This is a genomic window from Ramlibacter sp. 2FC (assembly GCF_005503345.1).
GTDB lineage: Bacteria > Pseudomonadota > Gammaproteobacteria > Burkholderiales > Burkholderiaceae_C > SCMQ01.
In genome coordinates this window covers 15632-32736 of record NZ_SCMM01000023.1, presented here as the reverse complement: position 1 = coordinate 32736, position 17105 = coordinate 15632, and the positions used below count along the sequence as shown (strand labels likewise).

General features: G+C 62.1%; 20 protein-coding genes. 3 read left to right on the top strand and 17 right to left on the bottom strand.

The genetic code is table 11. From position 1 onward, the window contains the following. Nucleotides 1-6 precede the first annotated feature (6 nt). Nucleotides 7-615, bottom strand: coding sequence for a 3'-5' exonuclease (locus FFS10_RS11835; RefSeq protein WP_137894670.1), 609 nt, complete (start codon nucleotides 613-615; stop codon nucleotides 7-9). An 88-nt stretch (nucleotides 616-703) separates the two neighbouring features. After that, the gene (locus FFS10_RS11830) at nucleotides 704-1621 is read right to left on the bottom strand and encodes a LysR family transcriptional regulator (RefSeq protein WP_171016022.1); all 918 of its coding nucleotides are present in this window, start codon (nucleotides 1619-1621) and stop codon (nucleotides 704-706) included. A gap of 78 nt (nucleotides 1622-1699) precedes the next feature. Here FFS10_RS11830 and FFS10_RS11825 point away from each other — a divergent pair, with 78 nt between their 5' ends. Together FFS10_RS11825 and FFS10_RS11820 are read left to right on the top strand one after the other, a co-directional pair. Continuing rightward, complete coding sequence (locus FFS10_RS11825) at nucleotides 1700-2359, top strand: NAD-dependent epimerase/dehydratase family protein (protein ID WP_137894668.1); 660 nt, start codon at nucleotides 1700-1702, stop codon at nucleotides 2357-2359. Between the two features lie 10 nt (nucleotides 2360-2369). Continuing rightward, on the top strand, nucleotides 2370-2696 hold the full coding sequence (locus FFS10_RS11820) for an antibiotic biosynthesis monooxygenase family protein (RefSeq protein WP_137894667.1): 327 nt from the start codon (nucleotides 2370-2372) through the stop codon (nucleotides 2694-2696). A gap of 26 nt (nucleotides 2697-2722) precedes the next feature. On the opposite strand, the gene FFS10_RS22975 is transcribed toward FFS10_RS11820, so the two are convergent. The 15 genes from FFS10_RS22975 to FFS10_RS11750 all read right to left on the bottom strand — a co-directional run bounded on the left by FFS10_RS22975 (nucleotide 2723) and on the right by FFS10_RS11750 (nucleotide 14802). Then, nucleotides 2723-2884 carry a hypothetical protein gene (locus FFS10_RS22975; protein ID WP_171017878.1) on the bottom strand — a complete coding sequence of 54 codons (162 nt, stop codon included), beginning with the start codon at nucleotides 2882-2884 and terminating at the stop codon, nucleotides 2723-2725. 91 nt (nucleotides 2885-2975) lie between these two features. Next, nucleotides 2976-3806: a lanthanide ABC transporter permease protein PedC gene (locus FFS10_RS11815; RefSeq protein WP_249931262.1), complete on the bottom strand. Its 831-nt coding sequence runs from the start codon at nucleotides 3804-3806 to the stop codon at nucleotides 2976-2978. Beyond that, the gene (locus FFS10_RS11810) at nucleotides 3788-4933 is read right to left on the bottom strand and encodes a type 1 periplasmic-binding domain-containing protein (RefSeq protein WP_137894666.1); all 1146 of its coding nucleotides are present in this window, start codon (nucleotides 4931-4933) and stop codon (nucleotides 3788-3790) included. Before FFS10_RS11810 ends, FFS10_RS11815 begins: the two co-directional genes overlap by 19 nt. Next, nucleotides 4930-5901: a PQQ-dependent catabolism-associated beta-propeller protein gene (locus tag FFS10_RS11805; RefSeq protein ID WP_137894665.1), complete on the bottom strand. Its 972-nt coding sequence runs from the start codon at nucleotides 5899-5901 to the stop codon at nucleotides 4930-4932. Before FFS10_RS11805 ends, FFS10_RS11810 begins: the two co-directional genes overlap by 4 nt. Further along, nucleotides 5898-6611 carry a lanthanide ABC transporter ATP-binding protein PedB/LutE gene (locus FFS10_RS11800; protein ID WP_137894664.1) on the bottom strand — a complete coding sequence of 238 codons (714 nt, stop codon included), beginning with the start codon at nucleotides 6609-6611 and terminating at the stop codon, nucleotides 5898-5900. The genes FFS10_RS11805 and FFS10_RS11800 overlap by 4 nt, the downstream gene beginning before the upstream one ends. Beyond that, nucleotides 6605-7786: a pyrroloquinoline quinone biosynthesis protein PqqE gene (pqqE, locus tag FFS10_RS11795; protein ID WP_137894663.1), complete on the bottom strand. Its 1182-nt coding sequence runs from the start codon at nucleotides 7784-7786 to the stop codon at nucleotides 6605-6607. Before pqqE ends, FFS10_RS11800 begins: the two co-directional genes overlap by 7 nt. Beyond that, a complete protein-coding gene (gene pqqD / locus FFS10_RS11790) occupies nucleotides 7764-8033 on the bottom strand; it encodes a pyrroloquinoline quinone biosynthesis peptide chaperone PqqD (RefSeq protein WP_137894662.1) in 270 nt (89 codons plus the stop codon). Before pqqD ends, pqqE begins: the two co-directional genes overlap by 23 nt. Continuing rightward, on the bottom strand, nucleotides 8030-8782 hold the full coding sequence (gene pqqC, locus FFS10_RS11785) for a pyrroloquinoline-quinone synthase PqqC (RefSeq protein ID WP_137894661.1): 753 nt from the start codon (nucleotides 8780-8782) through the stop codon (nucleotides 8030-8032). Before pqqC ends, pqqD begins: the two co-directional genes overlap by 4 nt. Continuing rightward, nucleotides 8779-9702, bottom strand: coding sequence for a pyrroloquinoline quinone biosynthesis protein PqqB (gene pqqB / locus FFS10_RS11780; protein ID WP_137894660.1), 924 nt, complete (start codon nucleotides 9700-9702; stop codon nucleotides 8779-8781). Before pqqB ends, pqqC begins: the two co-directional genes overlap by 4 nt. Nucleotides 9703-9757: 55 nt before the next feature. Continuing rightward, complete coding sequence (gene pqqA, locus FFS10_RS23855) at nucleotides 9758-9832, bottom strand: pyrroloquinoline quinone precursor peptide PqqA (protein WP_137894702.1); 75 nt, start codon at nucleotides 9830-9832, stop codon at nucleotides 9758-9760. 152 nt (nucleotides 9833-9984) lie between these two features. Beyond that, nucleotides 9985-10515 carry a DUF1097 domain-containing protein gene (locus FFS10_RS11770; RefSeq protein ID WP_137894659.1) on the bottom strand — a complete coding sequence of 177 codons (531 nt, stop codon included), beginning with the start codon at nucleotides 10513-10515 and terminating at the stop codon, nucleotides 9985-9987. Nucleotides 10516-10619: 104 nt separating this feature from the next. After that, on the bottom strand, nucleotides 10620-11006 hold the full coding sequence (locus FFS10_RS11765) for a c-type cytochrome (protein WP_137894658.1): 387 nt from the start codon (nucleotides 11004-11006) through the stop codon (nucleotides 10620-10622). An 85-nt stretch (nucleotides 11007-11091) separates the two neighbouring features. Further along, nucleotides 11092-12789, bottom strand: coding sequence for a pyrroloquinoline quinone-dependent dehydrogenase (locus FFS10_RS11760; protein WP_137894657.1), 1698 nt, complete (start codon nucleotides 12787-12789; stop codon nucleotides 11092-11094). A gap of 248 nt (nucleotides 12790-13037) precedes the next feature. After that, the gene (locus FFS10_RS11755; RefSeq protein WP_137894656.1) at nucleotides 13038-14135 is read right to left on the bottom strand and encodes an LLM class flavin-dependent oxidoreductase; all 1098 of its coding nucleotides are present in this window, start codon (nucleotides 14133-14135) and stop codon (nucleotides 13038-13040) included. A gap of 106 nt (nucleotides 14136-14241) precedes the next feature. Continuing rightward, complete coding sequence (locus tag FFS10_RS11750; RefSeq protein WP_137894655.1) at nucleotides 14242-14802, bottom strand: flavin reductase family protein; 561 nt, start codon at nucleotides 14800-14802, stop codon at nucleotides 14242-14244. A gap of 317 nt (nucleotides 14803-15119) precedes the next feature. Here FFS10_RS11750 and FFS10_RS11745 point away from each other — a divergent pair, with 317 nt between their 5' ends. Next, nucleotides 15120-17081, top strand: a complete 1962-nt coding sequence (locus FFS10_RS11745; RefSeq protein WP_171016023.1) for a sigma-54-dependent Fis family transcriptional regulator — start codon at nucleotides 15120-15122, stop codon at nucleotides 17079-17081. Nucleotides 17082-17105 lie beyond the last annotated feature (24 nt).

Below are 17105 nucleotides of genomic sequence, written 5' to 3'. Positions count from 1 at the left end.
GCGGGCTCAGGCCATGGCGTAGCGCGCCATCAGCGCGTCCACCCCGGGGCGGGCGCAGCGCTGCAGCGCCATCAGCAGCGCATGGTCGGGCTGGTCCAGGCCCCAGCGCCGGCGCAGGTCCTGCAGGATGCGCCCCAGCAGCTCGGCCGCCATCTCGGCGTCGGCCAGGGCGCGGTGCGCCTGGCCGGCGCGCGGCAGGCGGTGGTAGTCGACCAGCACGCCCAGCTTGTGGCTGGGCGCCTGCGGATAAAGGCGGCGCGACAGCAGCAGGGTGCAGGCAAAGGGATGGGCCGCGGCCAGATCCAGGCGCGCGAGCTCGGCCTGCCAGAAGCGACGGTCGAAGGCCGCGTTGTGCGCGACCAGCGGCGCAGCGCCGACGAAGCGGTGCGCCTCGGCCATGACCTGGTCGGCCGGCGGCGCGTCAGCCACCATGGCATTCGTGATGCCGGTCAGCTGGGTGATGAAGGCTGGGATGCGAACCCCGGCGTTCATCAGGCTCTGGAAGCGGTCCACCACGCGGCCGTTCTCCAGTTTCACGATGGCCACCTCGGTGGCGCGATCGCCCTGCTGCGGCGAGATGCCGGTGGTTTCGAAGTCGATGATGGCGAGGGTCATGGTGGAGTCCTGGGCTCGCATGGTAACGGTATGGCGACTCCTCACGGTGGCATGTGTGTATCGCCACGCCCCTGCGGGGCTCGCGATATCAGCCTTTTTCCTTGTAGGTGCTGGTGGCGCGATGACCGACCTCGCGAAGCTGTTCAATCACGGTATTTGCTGCTGGCGAGGGTGTCCGTCTGGCATGGCGAACCAGGCCTACAGGCGGTACTTTCATGTCGAGCTTCACAGGTAAGAACCGCAAGAGCCCTTGCTTCACGTCGCCGTGCAGCACTTCTATGGGTACGGGACAAATCATGTCCGTGCGCTGAAGCAGGGAGCGCATGACCAGAAACGATGTGGTTTCCACAGGATGCGGTGGCATACCTTGGCCGGCCACTCGAAACATGTCCTCCAGTGCCGTTCGGGTATGGGTTCCCAGAGGTGGAAGTATCCAGGGCAGGCTTATCAGATCGCTCAGTTGAAGGCGCCGCTTGCCCGCCAAGGGATGATCGGCGCGCACACCCAGACGGAAGCTTGACTCATACAAGACTTCAGTCTGCAACTGGGCATCTTCTCCAGGCCAGAATCTGCCTACCAGCATGTCGAGGTGACCAGCTTTCAGTTGCTCTCTAAACACGCTGTCCGAGTTACCCTCGACGACTCGCACCGTGATGCGTGGGGCCTTGACTGTCAACTCATGCAACATCTCGGGTACGAGCATCGGGGTAGCCACCGGAAGGGCGCCGATGGTGACATGACCGGCACCGCCCGAATGCCAGAGCCCTAGCTCCTCCTCGGCATCATTCAACTCGACGAGGATGGTGCGGGCCCGTTTGCACAAGAGTTCTCCCGTGTCCGTGAGCACGCTTCCGCCGCTGCCGCGACGGACCAGGATCTCGCCTACGGCTTGCTCCATTTGCCGCAGTGCCTTGGTTGCAGCCGGCTGGGTAATGTGAAGTGTTTCGGCTGCACCCAACAGTGAGCCGGTCTCGGCAATGCCCACCAGCAGCCTCAACTGGCTCAAGCGAATTCGGTGGTGAAGTGGCGTTCTGCTCATGAGGCAATGCCAGGAAAGGCGGACTCAAATGTATCACCGTAGGTTATATGTTTCGGGTATTTTCCAGAGGGATCCGGCAAGCCCCTGCTGCATACCAGCGGATCGAGCGTCGTCGGCGACGACGCCCCCGGCAACTGCCTCTCGGACACGGTCTTCGACGAAGACACGCCCTTCGTGGTCGGGCTCGCCAAGCGGGCCCGACATGAGCTCAACGGCATGCTGCTGGGGGCTGCCGAACGCGGTGTGCGCAGCGTCGTCATCTGCCCCACATTGATCTATGGCGTGGGCAGAGGATTGAACCCGCACAGCATTCAAATCCCCTTCCTGGTCGAGCAGGCGCGCACAAACGGTGTGGTGCGGGTGGTTGGCCATGGCCTGAACCGATGGTCCACGGTCCACATCGACGACCTCACGAACTTGTATCTGCTCGCCCTGGAAAAGGCGCCGGCCGGCTCCTTCTATTTCGCCGAGAACGGCGAGGCCTCGTTCGCGGCGATCGGTGAGGCTATCGCCGCGCGCCTCGGGATGGGCTCTGTCGAGTCGGTCCCGGCGGATGAGGCAGCCAAGTCATGGGGCCCCGCCCGTGCCTACTACACCTACGGAAGCAACAGCCGCGTCCGCGCAAGGCGAGCGCGGCGCGAGCTCGAATGGTCTCCTTGCCACGATTCCGCGTTGGCCTGGATCCGCAACGAGATGCCCCTTTGAGGACGAATTCATGATCCTGGAACTTGCCGACATCCGCATCCACCCTGGCCGGCAGGCCGACTTTGAGGAGGCCGCGAAGCGCGGCCTCGATACGGTCCTGTCGAAGGTCACGGGCTTCCGCAAGTACGAAGTGCGGCGCAGTATGGAATCGCCCGAGCGTTACATGCTTCTGCTCCACTGGGACACGCTCGAAGACCACACGGTGGGATTTCGGACCTCCCCTGCGTACGCGCAATGGCGCGCCATCGTGGGTCCGTACTTCTCGAAACCACCGTTCGTGGAGCACTTCGAGTTCGTAAGCGGATGGCCGGACCACCTTGAGGTGACGTGGTTGTGAGGCGAGGATGGTGTCCACGAGAGGATTCAAATGGACACTGAGGCGAAGAACACGATCTGCCCATGCGGCGTGGCCTGGGCCGTCTCGTCCCAACGCACGTGCATGCGCCCGCCCATCGTGTCGGCCACCATCACTTCAGCGCTGGCCTGCGCTAGCGTGGTCTCCTTCGGTTCGTAGGCTTCACCCATCGGGTGAGTCTGCCAAATCATCGCAAACCCGTACCAGTGCTGAATTCCTTGGGTTGCGCCTGGGGGCAACTGCGGTTCTAGGTTGAGGGGTTCATGCCGTCTCTCCTTTGCGCGAGAGGGCGCCAAAGCCACGCTGGGGATCGTAGCACCAGGCGGCGAGCGCGAAGCATACCCCCAAGGTGCACAGAACGACCCAGGGCGCAGCCCCGGCGTCCTTCCCGTACATCGCGAAACGCATCCACTCCACGGCGTGGGTGAAAGGGTTCAGCTGCGCGACGACGTAGATCCACTGGACACCGGACTCTTGCAGCTTCCACAGCGGGTACAACGCAGTAGAGATGAAATACATGGGAAAAATGACGAAGTTCATCGTGCCCGCGAAGTTTTCGAGTTGCTTCACGTGCACGCTCAGCAACAGGCCCATCGCAGCGAGCATCAGCGCGGACATCGAGGCCGCGAGCAGAACGTGAGGCGTCTGCGCACCCCACAGCGGCAGCGGGGTGCCCAGCAAGGCGGCGATCCCAACGAACGCCACGGCCTGTAGCAGCGACAGCAACGCCGTCGCCACCAGCTTGGCCGCAAGGATCCACCAGCGTGGCAACGGGGCGGTGAGGAGCAGGCGCATCAGGCCCATCTCGCGGTCATAGACCATGGCGAGGCTGCCCTGCATGCCGTTGAAGAGCAGTACCATGGCGACCAGGCCCGGCGCGATGTAGAGATCGTAGGGCACGTAGGTTTCGTAAGGCTCGACGATCGCCACGCCGAAGACGTTGCGAAAACCCGCAGCGAACACCGCGAGCCACAGCACGGGGCGCACCAGTGCTGCAATCCACCGACCGCGCTGGTGCGAGAATTTCAGCAGTTCGCGCAGCACGATCGCGCGCGCCGCCTGCAGCGCATGTTTCACAGGTTCGACTTGCACAAGCGCTCCGGAGCGTCGGCACCTAGCGTGTCCAACGTGTTCTTCGCATGCAGCATGCCGTCGAGCGGCGCGCTGGCGATCACGCCCTGGCCGTCAGTCAGCAGCAGAGGCTGGCGCAACTGGCCATCCCACGAGCGCAAGCTCAGCGATACGCCCTTTCCACCGTCCACCTCGGCGCTCGCCAGCATCTTGGCCAATACGGCAGGCGTGCCCTTGGGGGTCGCGATCGCCGCGGCGACGAGCAGTTTGCCGGCTACCCATGCGGACCAGTCACGGTCGGTCATCGGCCGGCCGGCGCGCCGAACGAAGCGACGCGCGAGCTGCGGCGCGCCAAAGCGCTCGAAGCCCGGCGCCCAGGCGAGCGCCACCATCCCCGCGTCGCCGACCACCGGCCGCGGCAGCACGCTGCGGTAGGGCAGCGTGCGTGCGAACTCGCCGTCGCTGTCCACGACCCAGATCGCGTCGTAGGTGACACCGCTGGTGAGCAAGCGCAGGTTGGCCTTGTCGCGCTCGCGCGGATCGGCCGAGAGCTTGAAACTGCGCTCGGCGACGAGCCTGAGTCCATACCTCGTGATTGCCTTGCGCACAGCGGCGGCGCGGAGCGCATCGTCGGCAGCCGGCCCGGTGAGCAGCAGAACCTGTGTCCAGCGCTGCCCGGCAAGCCACTGCGCGAGTGCATCGACGCGCATGCGCTCGCTGGGCAGAAGGTGCTTCAGCTGCGGCCGACAGTCTTGCTCGCGCAGGCGATCGGCCGCGTCACCTACGTTGAGCAGTGGCAGCTTCGCCGCATCCGCTGCGGCGAGCAGCCACTCGGCTGGAAGATCGGCGACGAGTGCCGCACGGCCAACGGTCTGTGCCTTGATGGCTGCGTCGCGAGCAGCGGCCGGCGAAGCGACATGCACCACCTCCAGATCGAGCTTCGCCCTGGCCGCCTCGAGCTCGATGCGGGCGTCGGCAAGCGCCAGCTCCAGCCCATCGCTTGCCGGCCCGCCGGGATGGCCGAGGTAGGCGCGCTCGACACGGCTACGCTCCAGCCGCGCGTCGTCGGCGCGCAGCAGCAGCGTCACACCGTGTGCCGCGGCGATCTGCGTGCAGGCGCACAGGACGATACCGAACAGCCGCTTCATTCAATCACCACCGCCGCGTACGGCACGCGGCCGACGGGGATCGTCTTGACAGGCCTCGCCGCAGCCACGTCGATCACCGTGAGATCGTCGCTCAGCCCATTGCAGACCAAAAGCCGTGACTCCGCCTTGTCCAGCGCAACGTTCCATGCGCGCTTGCCCACCAGCACAAGGTCGGTGACCTTGCGCGTGGCCACGTCGACGAATGCGACATGGTTGGCACGGCCGAGCGCGACGAAGGCTCTTTTGCCGTCGCGCGTCATTGTCAAACCCACTGGGGTGATGTCCGTGGATCGGGCACCGGGCAGCTTGAACTCGATGGTACCGATCAGCGAGTAGTCGCGTGTGGACAGCACGCTGACCGACGCCCCCATCTCGTTGCTCACCCACAGCTGTGAGCCGTTGGCTGTGAGCGCGAAGCGGCGAGGCCGCGCACCGACCTTGACGTTGCGCACGACTTTGGCGCTGGCGGTGTCGATGACATGCACGAGGTTTGCCACCTCGGATGTCACCCACACGGTCTTTCCGTCAGGCGAGACCTTCACGCCTTCGGGCTCCTTGCCCACCGGAACACTGGCCTTGATCTGGCCGCTAGCGACGTCGATGAACGACAGGGCACCTTCGTCTTCGTTGGAGACATACAGTGTTTTGCCATCGGGGGAGAGGTCGAAGGCCTCAGGATCGTCGCCGAGGTTCAGGCGCCGCACTGACTTGCGCGCGGCGATGTCGATCACGTCAGCCACGTTGCCGTCGCCGCAGGCCACGATCAGGTGCCTGCGGTCGGGCATTAGCTGCATGTGCCTCGGCCGCTTGCAGGTGGGGATGGTGCCGGTGACGGTGAGGCTTGCGAGATCAATGACGGTCAGCGCGTGGTCTTTCTCGCTGGATACGAAGGCCATGCCCTGCGCTTGAGCCGGTTGGACTTGAGTCAGGAAAGCGGCGAACAGCAGCGCCGCGGCAGATTTCTTCATGCGGTAGCCTCCAAGAAACCGTGCTCGAGCGAACGGCCGCCGAGCGCGCGTGTGACTTCTTCGGGCGTGCCGTCCGCCAGCATGCGGCCTCGATGAAGCAACAGCACGCGATCGGCATATGCCGTCTCTTCGACAAGGTGCGTGGCCCACAGCACGCTGCTGCGGCGCTGTCGCACATCCTCGCGCAGCGCGGCCAGCAGGTCGCGGCGTGACTTCGGGTCGAGCCCGACGGTGGGCTCGTCCATCAGAAGCAGTAGCGGCCGATGCAGCAGCGCACGCACGAGCTCGACTTTGCGCCGCTGGCCACCGGAAAGCGCGCGGGTTGGGCGATCCAGCATGTCCTCAAGATCCAGCAACGCACAGCCTTCGTTGATGCGTTCGTCAGCCATCTTGCGCGCGATGCCGTGCAGGTCCGCATGCAGGCGCAGGTTGCGTAGCACCGAAAGGTCCAGGTCCAAAGAGATCTGCTGGAACACCACACCCATGCTCCGCAAAGCCTGAATGGGCTCATCGCGCAGCACATGGCCGGCGACCTCGATCTCTCCGGCGTCGGGAGCGAAAAGGCCCGTGAGAATTTGGAACAGCGTGGACTTCCCTGCGCCGTTGGGCCCGAGCAGCATCGCAAAGCAGCCGGGGGGCAGCGAAAAGCTCAGGTTCGCCAACGCCTGCCGATCCCCGTAGCGCTTCTCTAGGCCGCGGACCTTCAGCATGTCAATTCCCCGTCGATGTAGCGCTGCGAGTTGCGGTCGCTGCGGTAGACAAGGGGAGATCCGCGCGCCGCGCTGGGTACGAAGGTCAACGGCTGCCCGGCAGCCGACGACTGCGCTCGGCTGACGATGCCCTGGACAATGCCATGCTGGGGGCTCTTCGGGCACACCGGGTCGGTGGCCTCCGCCGAGCCGGTCAGCAGATATGCCTGGCAGCGGCAGCCACCATGGTCGCGTTCGCGCTCGTCACAGCTGCCGCACGTGGGGCTCATCCATGCGGTACCTCTGTAGCGGTTGAACATGTCGCTCGAGTACCAGATGTCGTACAGGGACTGTGTCTGCACGAGAGGCACCTCGAGAGGCAGCATGCGCGCGCTGTGGCAAGGCAGCGCCGCGCCGTCGGGCGCTACCAGCAGGAACACCGAACCCCAGCCGTTCATGCAGGCCTTCGGCTTGTGTTCCGCATAGTCGGGCGAGACCCAGTAGATCTTCATGCGGCCGGCGAGACGCTCTTTGTGCTGCTCGACGATCGCCTCGGCTGCGGTCAGCTCGTCGGGCTTGGGCATCAGCCCATCCCGGTTCAGCCATGCCCAGCCGTAGTACTGGGTGTTCGCGAGCTCGAGGAACTCTGCGCCAATGTCTTCGGCCATCGCGATGATGCGATCCACGTGCGGCAGGTTGTAGCGATGCATCACGCAGTTGAGCACCATTGGATAGCCGAGCTTCTTGATAATGGCCGCCACCTTGGCCTTCAGATCGAAGGTGCGCGTCGACGAGAGGAAGTCGTTGAGCTCGCGCGTCGAGTCCTGGAACGAGAGCTGGATATGGTCGAGCCCCGCGTCCTTCAGTGCCTTCGCGCGCGCTTCGGTGAGGCCGACGCCCGAGGTGACCAGGTTGACGTAAAAGCCGAGCCGGTGCGCATGGGCGACGATGACTTCGAGATCGTCGCGCAGCAGCGGCTCGCCGCCCGATAGTCCAAGCTGGACCGCGCCAAGCGCGCGGGCCTGATCGAGCACGTCGAGCCAGGCCGCGGTGTCGAGCTCCTTGCGGTGCGCCGCGTAGTCGAGCGGGTTCGAGCAGAACACGCAGTGCAGCGGGCAGCGGTAGGTCAGCTCTGCCAACAGCCAGAGCGGCGGGCCGGGCCGCGCGGCCGCGTCAGACGAGCCAACCGCGTTCATGGGCGTCAACCAGAAAATCGCAGACGTCGGCGCGCACGTCGGCCGGGGCGAAATCGCGCTCGACGTCCGCGATGAGCTGCTCGATGGACGTGGCGCCGTCGCAGCGGCGCAGGATCTCGGCGGCGGTGGCGTTGAGCTTCACCATGCCTTCTGGATACAGCAACACCCAGCACTGTTGCGCCGGCTCGTGTTGCAGCCGGTACAGGGCGGACACCGTCGGCCGGTGTTCGGGGCGCAGCGGCTTCATGGCCGCTGCTCCGGCGCGAGATCGTCCGGGTAGGCGCGCTCGATCGCATCGAGCATCGACCAAAGCACGTCGAGCTTGAACTGCACAATGTCGAGCGCGCGCTGTTGCCGCTCACGCGTGCAGCACCAGTCGCGCGCGATCTGCAGGCCGTGTTGGACATCGCGGGCAGCCAGCGGGATGCGGCTGCGGAAGTAGGCGAGGCCTTCTGCTTCGATCCACGGGTAGCATGTCGGCCATGTGCTCAGACGGTCCGCATGGATCTTCGGCGCGAACATTTCGGTGAGCGACGAGATCGCAGCTTCCTGCCACGACGCCTGCCGCGCGAAGTTCACATAGGCCTGGACCGCGAAGCGTACGCCCGGCACGACGAGCTTTTGCGACCATAGCATGTCGCGGGTGAGGCCCACCGCCTCGCCCAGGCGCACCCAGGCCTCGATCCCGCCGGCGGCGGCATCCAGGTAGTCGCCATGGCCGTCGTGATCGAGCACACGCTGAATCCAGTGGCGCCGCGCGTCTCGATCAGGGCAGTTCGACAGGATGGCTGCATCCTTGATCGGGATGCAGACCTGGTAATAGAAGCGGTTGGCCACCCATCCGCGAACCTGGAATGGCTGAAGCTCGCCACGGTTGAGCCGCTGGTTGAACGGATGGTGAATATGGTAGCCGCTTTCCTTGGCGCGCAGCCGAGACTCAAATTCGGGGGCCGACCAGGACGCCTCGTTCGCTACGCGTTCCAGCACCGCATTCATAGTTCGATCTCCATGCCGTCGTGTGCGACTTCGATGCCTCGGGCTTGCAGCTCGCGACGCTGATCGCTGTCTTCGTCGAGGATCGGGTTGCTGTTGTTGATGTGGATGAGCACCTTGCGCCGGGCGGGCAGCGACGCGAGTGTGGTAACCATGCCTTGCGGCCCGCTTTGCGGCAGGTGGCCGAGGGCCTTTGCGGTTTTGGGCGCGAGGCCGGCGGCAATCATCTCGTCGTCGGTCCAGAAGGTGCCGTCGACCATCACGCAGGTGGCGCTTTGCATCGCACTCAGCTCGTGCTCCCCGATTTGCGCGAGCCCGGGCGCATAGAACAAGCACTCTCCCGTGACGGGGTCATCCACCACAAGGGCGATGTTGTCGCCGACCACGGGGTTGTTTCGATGCGGAGAATAGGGCGGCGCCTTGCTTGGAATCGCCAGTGCGCGGAAGCGCAGCGCCGGGGCCGCATCGATGTGGAACTCCGCTGTCACATCGGCGTCGCCGACCGGCAACGGGTGCCAGCGCACGCCGCAGTAGTGCTGCAGTGTCGGGAGAATGGGCAGGCCGGCGCTCAGGTCCTCGAATACGCAGGGAGTGCAGTACAGCTCGATCGGTGGGCCTTCGCGAAGGCTGAGCAGGCCGGTGACGTGGTCGATCTGTGCGTCCATCAGCACCACGGCCTCGATGGGGGTGTGCCGTGGCGCGCTGCGCGGATGTAGTGACGGCGAATGGCGTATCTGTTGTCCGAGATCCGGCGACGCGTTGAGCAACACCCAACGCTGCCCATCCTGCGACACTGCGATGGAGCTTTGTGTGCGCGGCCGGGCCTGCAGGCTGCCGCTGCGCACGCCAGCGCACAGAGCGCAGTTGCAATTCCACTGGGGATAGCCGCCGCCGGCGGCCGAGCCGAGTACGAGAATTTTCATGGTCTGACAAGCTGGACGGCGGTGCACTTACGCACACCGCCGCCCCGGGGACGCATCAACGCGCCGAGATGTACATGGTGATCTCGAAGCCGAAGCGCAGGTCTTGATACTGAGGCTTAGTCCATTGCATGGTTTCTCTCCTTGGTGAGGTTGGAAAAGCGCGATCGGCCCTATGCCGCTCGCGAGCCCTTCAAAGTGAAGGACATTGGGGAATCGCTTGCCTGCTCTCCGTAATATCAGCAGGCTGCTGATGACGCAGTTCTGGATTTTGAAATCCGCTGATCAAGCACTTGTTTGCTCAGCGTGCGGATTGGCCTGGAAAATCAAAGCAGCAATCTTTCTCTGTATCAGCCCGAGAACAACTCCGATCGTCATCGACGCCGGAACAATAATCAGAACATTATCGAGCCCGAAGCTGGTCAGAGGACCCATGTCAAACTTGCCTGGCGTTTGCGTCAGGAAGGCAAACGCAGAAGCGAACCCATAAAATACCGCCGGGATGATCTTGAAGGCTTGGAACTTGGAAAGGCTGATAATGATCGGCACAACCACGGCCACCAGAGCTGCGGCAGCGAGCGGCATAGGCAGAGGGGTCGTATTCACCAACAGGGCGATCGATACATTCCAAGCGAGAAAGGTGCCGAAGCAAATAGCAATCAGCGTCCTCCCCACCACGCCATCGGAGTCTCCGGAATGGTGCAGTCCAGCCCACCCAATGAGAGCGGCCCATATCAGCAGCCCGGGGAAAGACAAAAATTCCCATGTTGCAATCGATGCAACAATCGCGCCAGCAATCGCATAGGAACGAATCATGGATATCTCCTTGTATTAATTAAGGTAGCACCGACCACCACTGAAGCTGCAGCACATGCCAGACACTCAGAAAATAGAACATTTCCAATCATATAGACTGGGCGCTATTTGACATCCCGCAGACTGACGATGAATGCGGTCAACTGCCAAATCTGTTCCTCCGTCAATCCGCTCTTCCAGGGTGGCATGACTGAGGAGCCGCGGACACGGCCGTTGGAAATGGTGTTGAAGATGACTTGAGGCTCGAGATCTTTGCGGTTTTGTAGCGTTGCTCCTTTGCCGCCTATGCCATCTTGACCGTGACAGTAGAAACATGCCTGGTTGAAGCGTTTCTTCCCCGCCGCGATAAGTTGAGGGTCGTTCAGATCCGGCGGGACTTGGGCATGCGCCATCGTCCCAAGCAAAAGCAATAACGCGACCGCACCGCGTCGGATGGGCTGTGCAAGACGCTCCTTGCTTACAACCTCTTTGGTAACATCACTCGTTTTCACACGTTTCTCACATCGAACGGAAATCGGGAAAGTGACGAAATTTCTTTCGCACTTTCCCTTCCAAGCTATCGATACGCTCCGCGCATCAATCCACAGTAAAGGCGATCAGCGCTGAGCCGCCGTTCACCTTTCTCAGCTCGGGAAAGGCCGTGGGGAGGAAGTCGGCGGCGTGAGAGCCCAAGCCAGTGGGGACGACGACGTACTGCTTACCGCCGGCCGAGTAGCTCACGATACCTCCACGCACGCCGGAGCCTGCGTAGAAGCTCCACAGCACGTTGCCCTTGTCAGCGTCGTAGGCATTGATTTGACCAGTCACCTCGGCGTTGAACACCAGGCCCCCGCCGGTCGCCAGCACCCCGCCCAGACCCGGCATCGAGTAGCGCACGCTCCATTTTTTCTTGCCGGTGACGGGGTCGACGGCATCAAGCCAGCCCGTCGCTTCTTTCCCCGGAGGCGCAATGACCTTTGCGCTGTCCACCCCGAAGTAGAGTTGCGACAGAGGCAGGGCGTTCGGGTCCTGTTTGCCCGCCACGACGGTGTTGCAAGCCTCGAACCTGTTCGTGTACCAGAGGCCGGTCTTGGGACTGAAAGCGCCCTGGTTCCAACTGCGCCCGCCCAGGAGCGAGGGGCAAATCAGAGTTTCCTTTCCGACAACCGGCTCGTTCCTGCCGATCAGTTCTCCCGTCTTGGGGTCGATTCCCTTGACGAAATTGATGTTCTCGACGAAGGGCCAGACATTGGCGATCTTCCCGGTGTTGCGTTCGTAGACGAATGCGTAACCGCTCTTGTTCGGGTGAAGCAGCAGCTTCTTCCCATCTCGCTCGAACAAGACCGATTCGAAGGGCGAATCGAAGTCCCACACATCGTGCGGAATCTCCTGGTGGTGCCATTTGAGTTTGCCGGTCTTGGCGTCCAGCGCGAGCAGAGTGCTCGTGTACAGGTTGTCTCCCTTCCGATCCTCGCCGTAGTAGTCCGGGGCAGGGTTGCCTGTGCCGATATAGACGGTGTCGGTCTCCGCGTCGTAGGTGCCTGGCAACCAGGCGCCGCCCCCGCCGGTCTCGCCCGACTTCCCTGGCCAGCTGGCCTCGGCATTCCGGATTGTGTCGAATTCCCAGAGCTTCTTGCCGGTTTCGATATCAACCCCGTAAATCGCCCCACGCTGGGCAATATCCCCCCCGGTCGGTCCAGCCACCAGCACGGAACCGGCCAAAGTCGGAGGCGAGGTGAAGTTGGCACCCTTTTTCGCCCTTGTATCGAGAAGTTGGGTGACCCAGATTTCCTTGCCGGTCTTCTGGTCGAGCGCGACAAGGCGCCCGTCGAGCGTGGCGAGGAAGACCTTGCCGGCAGCCACGGTTACCCCGCGGCTGGAGGCCGAGAAAAACACCTCGTGGGCGACCGGATCCAGCTTGGCCTGGTAGCGCCACAGCTCCTTGCCGGACTTCGCATCCAGCGCCTGCACCTTGTTGTTGGCCGAGACGTAGTAGAGCACGCCGTCGATCGCGATGGGCGTGGCCTGCAGGCCGCCGGTGACGTCGCCAGGCTGGTGAATCCACGCCACCTTCAGCCGCTTGACATTGGACTTGTTGATCTGATCAAGCGGGCTGTAGCGCCACGACTTGTCGTTGCCGTGATAGAGCGGCCAGTCGCCAGGTTTGCCGGCCGCGACGGCCGCCAGCGCGGTCGAAAGGCTGGCGAGGGTAAGTGCCGCAGCAATTGCGATGGTCGTTCGCCCGCGACCCACCGGTTGTCGAGCCTCATCATGAGCCTTGGTACTGTTGAACATTCTTAATGTCTCCTTTTCGTGGTCAATGGCGCTTTAGAAACTGGAATGGTTGAAGTGCTTCGTGAGTTCGTTACAAGAGACGTTCTGCACACCTTCAACAAGCTTGAGTAACTCTGTTTAGACCCGACAGGATCGGATAGTCCGTATAGCCCTCCTCGGTGCCTCCGTACCAGCCGATCGGGCGCGGCTCGTTGTAGGGGCCTCCGCACCGATCGGCGCCTCGGGTCACGTACCTTAGGAAGTTCTGCTTAACGACCCAAGGCTCGGCGAATTTCAGGCATCACCTCCTGCGACAGGAGCGTCATGCTTTCCCATTCACGAGAACGGTTGGCACCCGATCCATCCATGGCTGCCATCAGCAGCCCGCCGAACGGTCCCGTTCGCTCTCGGAATGCAAGAAGCTTCTCTGTGACGGTCTTGGGCGATCCATAGATCACCATGCTCTTGATCAGCTGCTCGACAGTGATTTGGTCGTCGGGTTGCTTCGGATCATCCTTCATGACAGCCGTATAGTTGACCGCCAGCAAGACCTTCCAGAGGTACTCGAAGTAGTAGTAGTTGCTGCCGTCGGGATCCAACACGCGGTCCAGCGCTTCGGCGTCGCTGCGCGCGATAACGATGTTGCGGGCCACGCGCCAGCTCTCACCGTTCACAGGACGTCCTGCAGCTTCACAACCCTCCAGGTACTTCTTCCAGTGACTGGCGATCACGTATTCCGGGCAAAAGTTTGCGCTCATGGGACCCCAGCCACGCATGGCTGCTGTCTTGACGCTGTCTGAGAACGGCGACATGGCCGTCATCATGATGGGAGGATGGGGTTGCTGGAAGGGTTTGGGAATGAAGCCCACGCCCAGTTCAGGAATGACCGTGTCTGCCAGCTTGATTTTCCAGTGCTTGCCATCGATGTGGTACGGGGGATCCTGACTCCAGAGCTTCAGGATCGTATCGATCGACTCCATCATCCGCTCGGTGCGATAGGCGCCGTCGAGAACGTCAAACAGCTCCATATCACTTGCCAGTCCGCCCGGCCCGATGCCGAACATGAGGCGGCCACGGCTGAGGTGATCAAACTGAGATACCTCGGCGGCGACCACGGCCGGGTGATGGTTCGGCAGAGCGATGACCCCAGTACCGAATCGAATGTTCCTGGTCCGGTGAATCAGCGACGCCAGAAACATCATCGGAGCGGAGATAGGCTCCGTCGTGCACGATATGTGTTCGCCGATCCAGGCCTCGTCGAAGCCCATTTGATCGGCATGGATGATTCGATCTGCGTCCTCTTCGTAGGTCTCCGCTGTGGGGCGGGTCGGTGGATGCAGCGGCATACCGAAAAGTCCAAGCTTCATGTGAGTTCTCCTCTTTGGGTGGAAAGGTGCGCATTGACTGCGCGGGTTGGGAATCCTGTAGAAAGCGGCGCTGCCACTTCCTTCGGCATTCAGTGCAGCGTCGAGTTCACTGCCGCGATAACGCGGCCTGTTGACCTGCCAACCAGACCAGCGGCCTCGCCGTCGACGGACCGGCCTTTGGCATCGGCGCGTAATGAACCTGTCGAACAAGCCCGATAAACAAGCTGTGTGTGCCGTAGTCCGTGACGAGGTCCACTTCACATTCAATCGATGCGGCTGCGTCTGGCAACCACGGCAAGCGGCGGCCGTCTGCGGCCCAGGCATCATTCCAGCTGTCGGCCCGGAAGCGCTGGTCACGAAGTGCCGTGGTGGAGAAGGTCTTGAGAAGCTCGCTCTGCGACTCGGAAAGCAGGTTGATGCAGAACCTCTTTGAGCGCAGCAGCACGGGGTGCAGGCCCGCGTTTCGATTGACAGCGATCAACATGGACGGTGGTTCCATGGAAACGGAGATCACCGAAGAAGCCACCATGCCGTGGGGTGACCCATCGGCGTCACGGCTGGTGATGATCGTGACCGACGCTGCAAGCCGGCGCATGGCCTCACGGAAGTCGTCCCCGATCTCCAGAGGAAGATCGGGAGCAAGTTGAGCTGGACTGTCGATTAACACGGTGTTGTCTCCTGGCGTATTTCCAGTTCATTACTGGACCGTACGCCTTGAAGACACGCCAAAGTCGTGCCAATCGTCGGTTCAATAAAAATCAACAACTTGCACGAGTCGATCTGTCGCAGCTCCTGGACCTTGCGACACCGGGGTGTCGCAGACGGCCAGGACTGCGACACTTTCCGGGGTCTCGTGCCCACATTGCCTCGCAGTGGATAGGCTCCAGTTTCTGGACGTATTTAGGGGAAGACCTAATGGCGAAGGTGATCCTTCTCAGGCTAGAGTCCAAAGCCGGTCTTTGGGGAAAATCAGGAGTCGCATACATGCCCATCAGTGCACAACCTGACGTCAGTCTGTCCCGGAAAGACTTCACCAGCATCTTTGGCCATCGCAAGGCTGAGCCGAATGAGGAAGTGCGTTCCTCTTGGCTGCGCAGCCTTTCCGAACACAAGCTCGATCCCGATCGAGTGATCGATCCAGAGGTGCTTACATTCACCGAGCTTGTTGAGCATCGCGCACCGATCGAAGAGTTGAGTGCACTTTGTCTGCCTGAGATTGACCGGCTGCTGCACCGTGTGATGGAGCATGCGGAAGTGGTCATGCTTTCGGATGCCCAGGGTGTGGTCATCCAGTATCGGAGCACGGCCTCTTCCATCGACAAATACTCTGGTTTGCGGGTGCTGCCAGGCTCCATATGGACCGAAGATCGCCAGGGCACCACCGGTGTCGGCCTGTGCCTGCGGGAGCAACGCCCACTCTCCGTGGTTCAGGATGAGCACTTCGCGTCGAGGCTGTCCTCGTTGAGTTGCACTGTGGCTCCAATTTTTGGATGCGAGGGTCGGCTCGCTTGCGTGCTCAACGTCACCTCGATGCAAGACACCGGTCATGCTGTCCAGTCGATGATTCGCGAACTGGTCGCCAGTTCGGCCAGACGAATCGAAAATCTCTACTTCGACCGGCGCCACGCCCGTCGCCGCGTACTTCGACTGTCCAGATACGACGACTTTCTCGATGGGGCTGCCGAAGCACGGCTGGCGCTGGATGACAACGGTCGCATCATTGACGCCACGCCGTTCGCCAGCAAATTGTTGGTTCGCGCCGATGGCGGCGCTGCCGTGGAGGATCTTTTCGGGAAGAAGTTTTCTTCGATCGCAGGGGTGGTTGACCTTGAGCGATCGATTGAACTTGATGGCTCGACGATCAAGAGCAAAGGGGGAGCGCTGCATTTCAAGCTGCACGAGCCAGCAAAAAAGCGCCCCATGAACAACTATGTCAACAATGCTTCTGCGTTGTCCTCGCGCAGCAAGTTCAGCCCTGCATCCAGCCTTCAGCAGGCGCCATCACTGACCGAAATTCTGGGCACCGATCCACAGGTTGCTGAACAGCTCAAGGTTGCCCAGCGTGTTTATGCACGATGCCTACCTCTCCTGCTGCAGGGCGAAAGTGGCGTTGGCAAGACGCTGCTGGCCAAGTCGTTACATCTGTCGGGGCCCCACAGCAATGGCAACTTTGTCGCGATCAATTGTGCAGCGATCCCCCATGACCTCATCGAGAGCGAGTTGTTTGGCTACCGACCAGGATCGTTTACTGGCGCAGCCAAGCAAGGGTCGCCAGGGCGGCTGGTTGCGGCCAATGGAGGAACCCTCTTCCTCGACGAAATAGGTGATATGCCCTTGCCTCTTCAGGCGCGGTTGCTGCAAGTTTTGTCAGAGGGCGAGTTCGTTCCGGTCGGTGGTGTGGCGCCGGTCAAAGTCAGCTTTGCCTTGATCACAGCCAGCCTGCGTGACCTGCCCCCCTTGGTTCGCGACGGAAAGTTTCGCGAAGATCTCTTCTTCCGTATCAATGGCGCCAGCTTGCATCTGCCGCCATTGCGCGCAAGAAAGGACCGGGCACGACTGATCGAGGAGGCCTTCTGGTCGGCTGCATCCCAGGCCGCTCAACCGGTTTGTGAACTGACTTCCGAAGTCATGGACTTGCTCATGAGCTATAGCTGGCCGGGCAACATGCGTGAACTGCAGCATGTCGCCAAGTTCGCTGTGGCCATCAGTGAGTCTTCCATCATTGATCTCGCAGCCCTTCCCATTGGACTCAGGGGCCAGGACACCGATGCTGATGCGACGGTGCAGAACCTGAAGTCCCGTCTCGATGCAGACATCATCTTTGCTGCGCTGACAAGCGACAACTGGAACGTCTCTGCCACGGCCAAGAAGCTCGGCATTTCGAGGGCGACGCTTCACCGCAAGATCGTTGAATTTGAGCTTCAACGGCCAAAGCATCGCTCTTGACATTTCGCATCGCCGCGTTGCCCC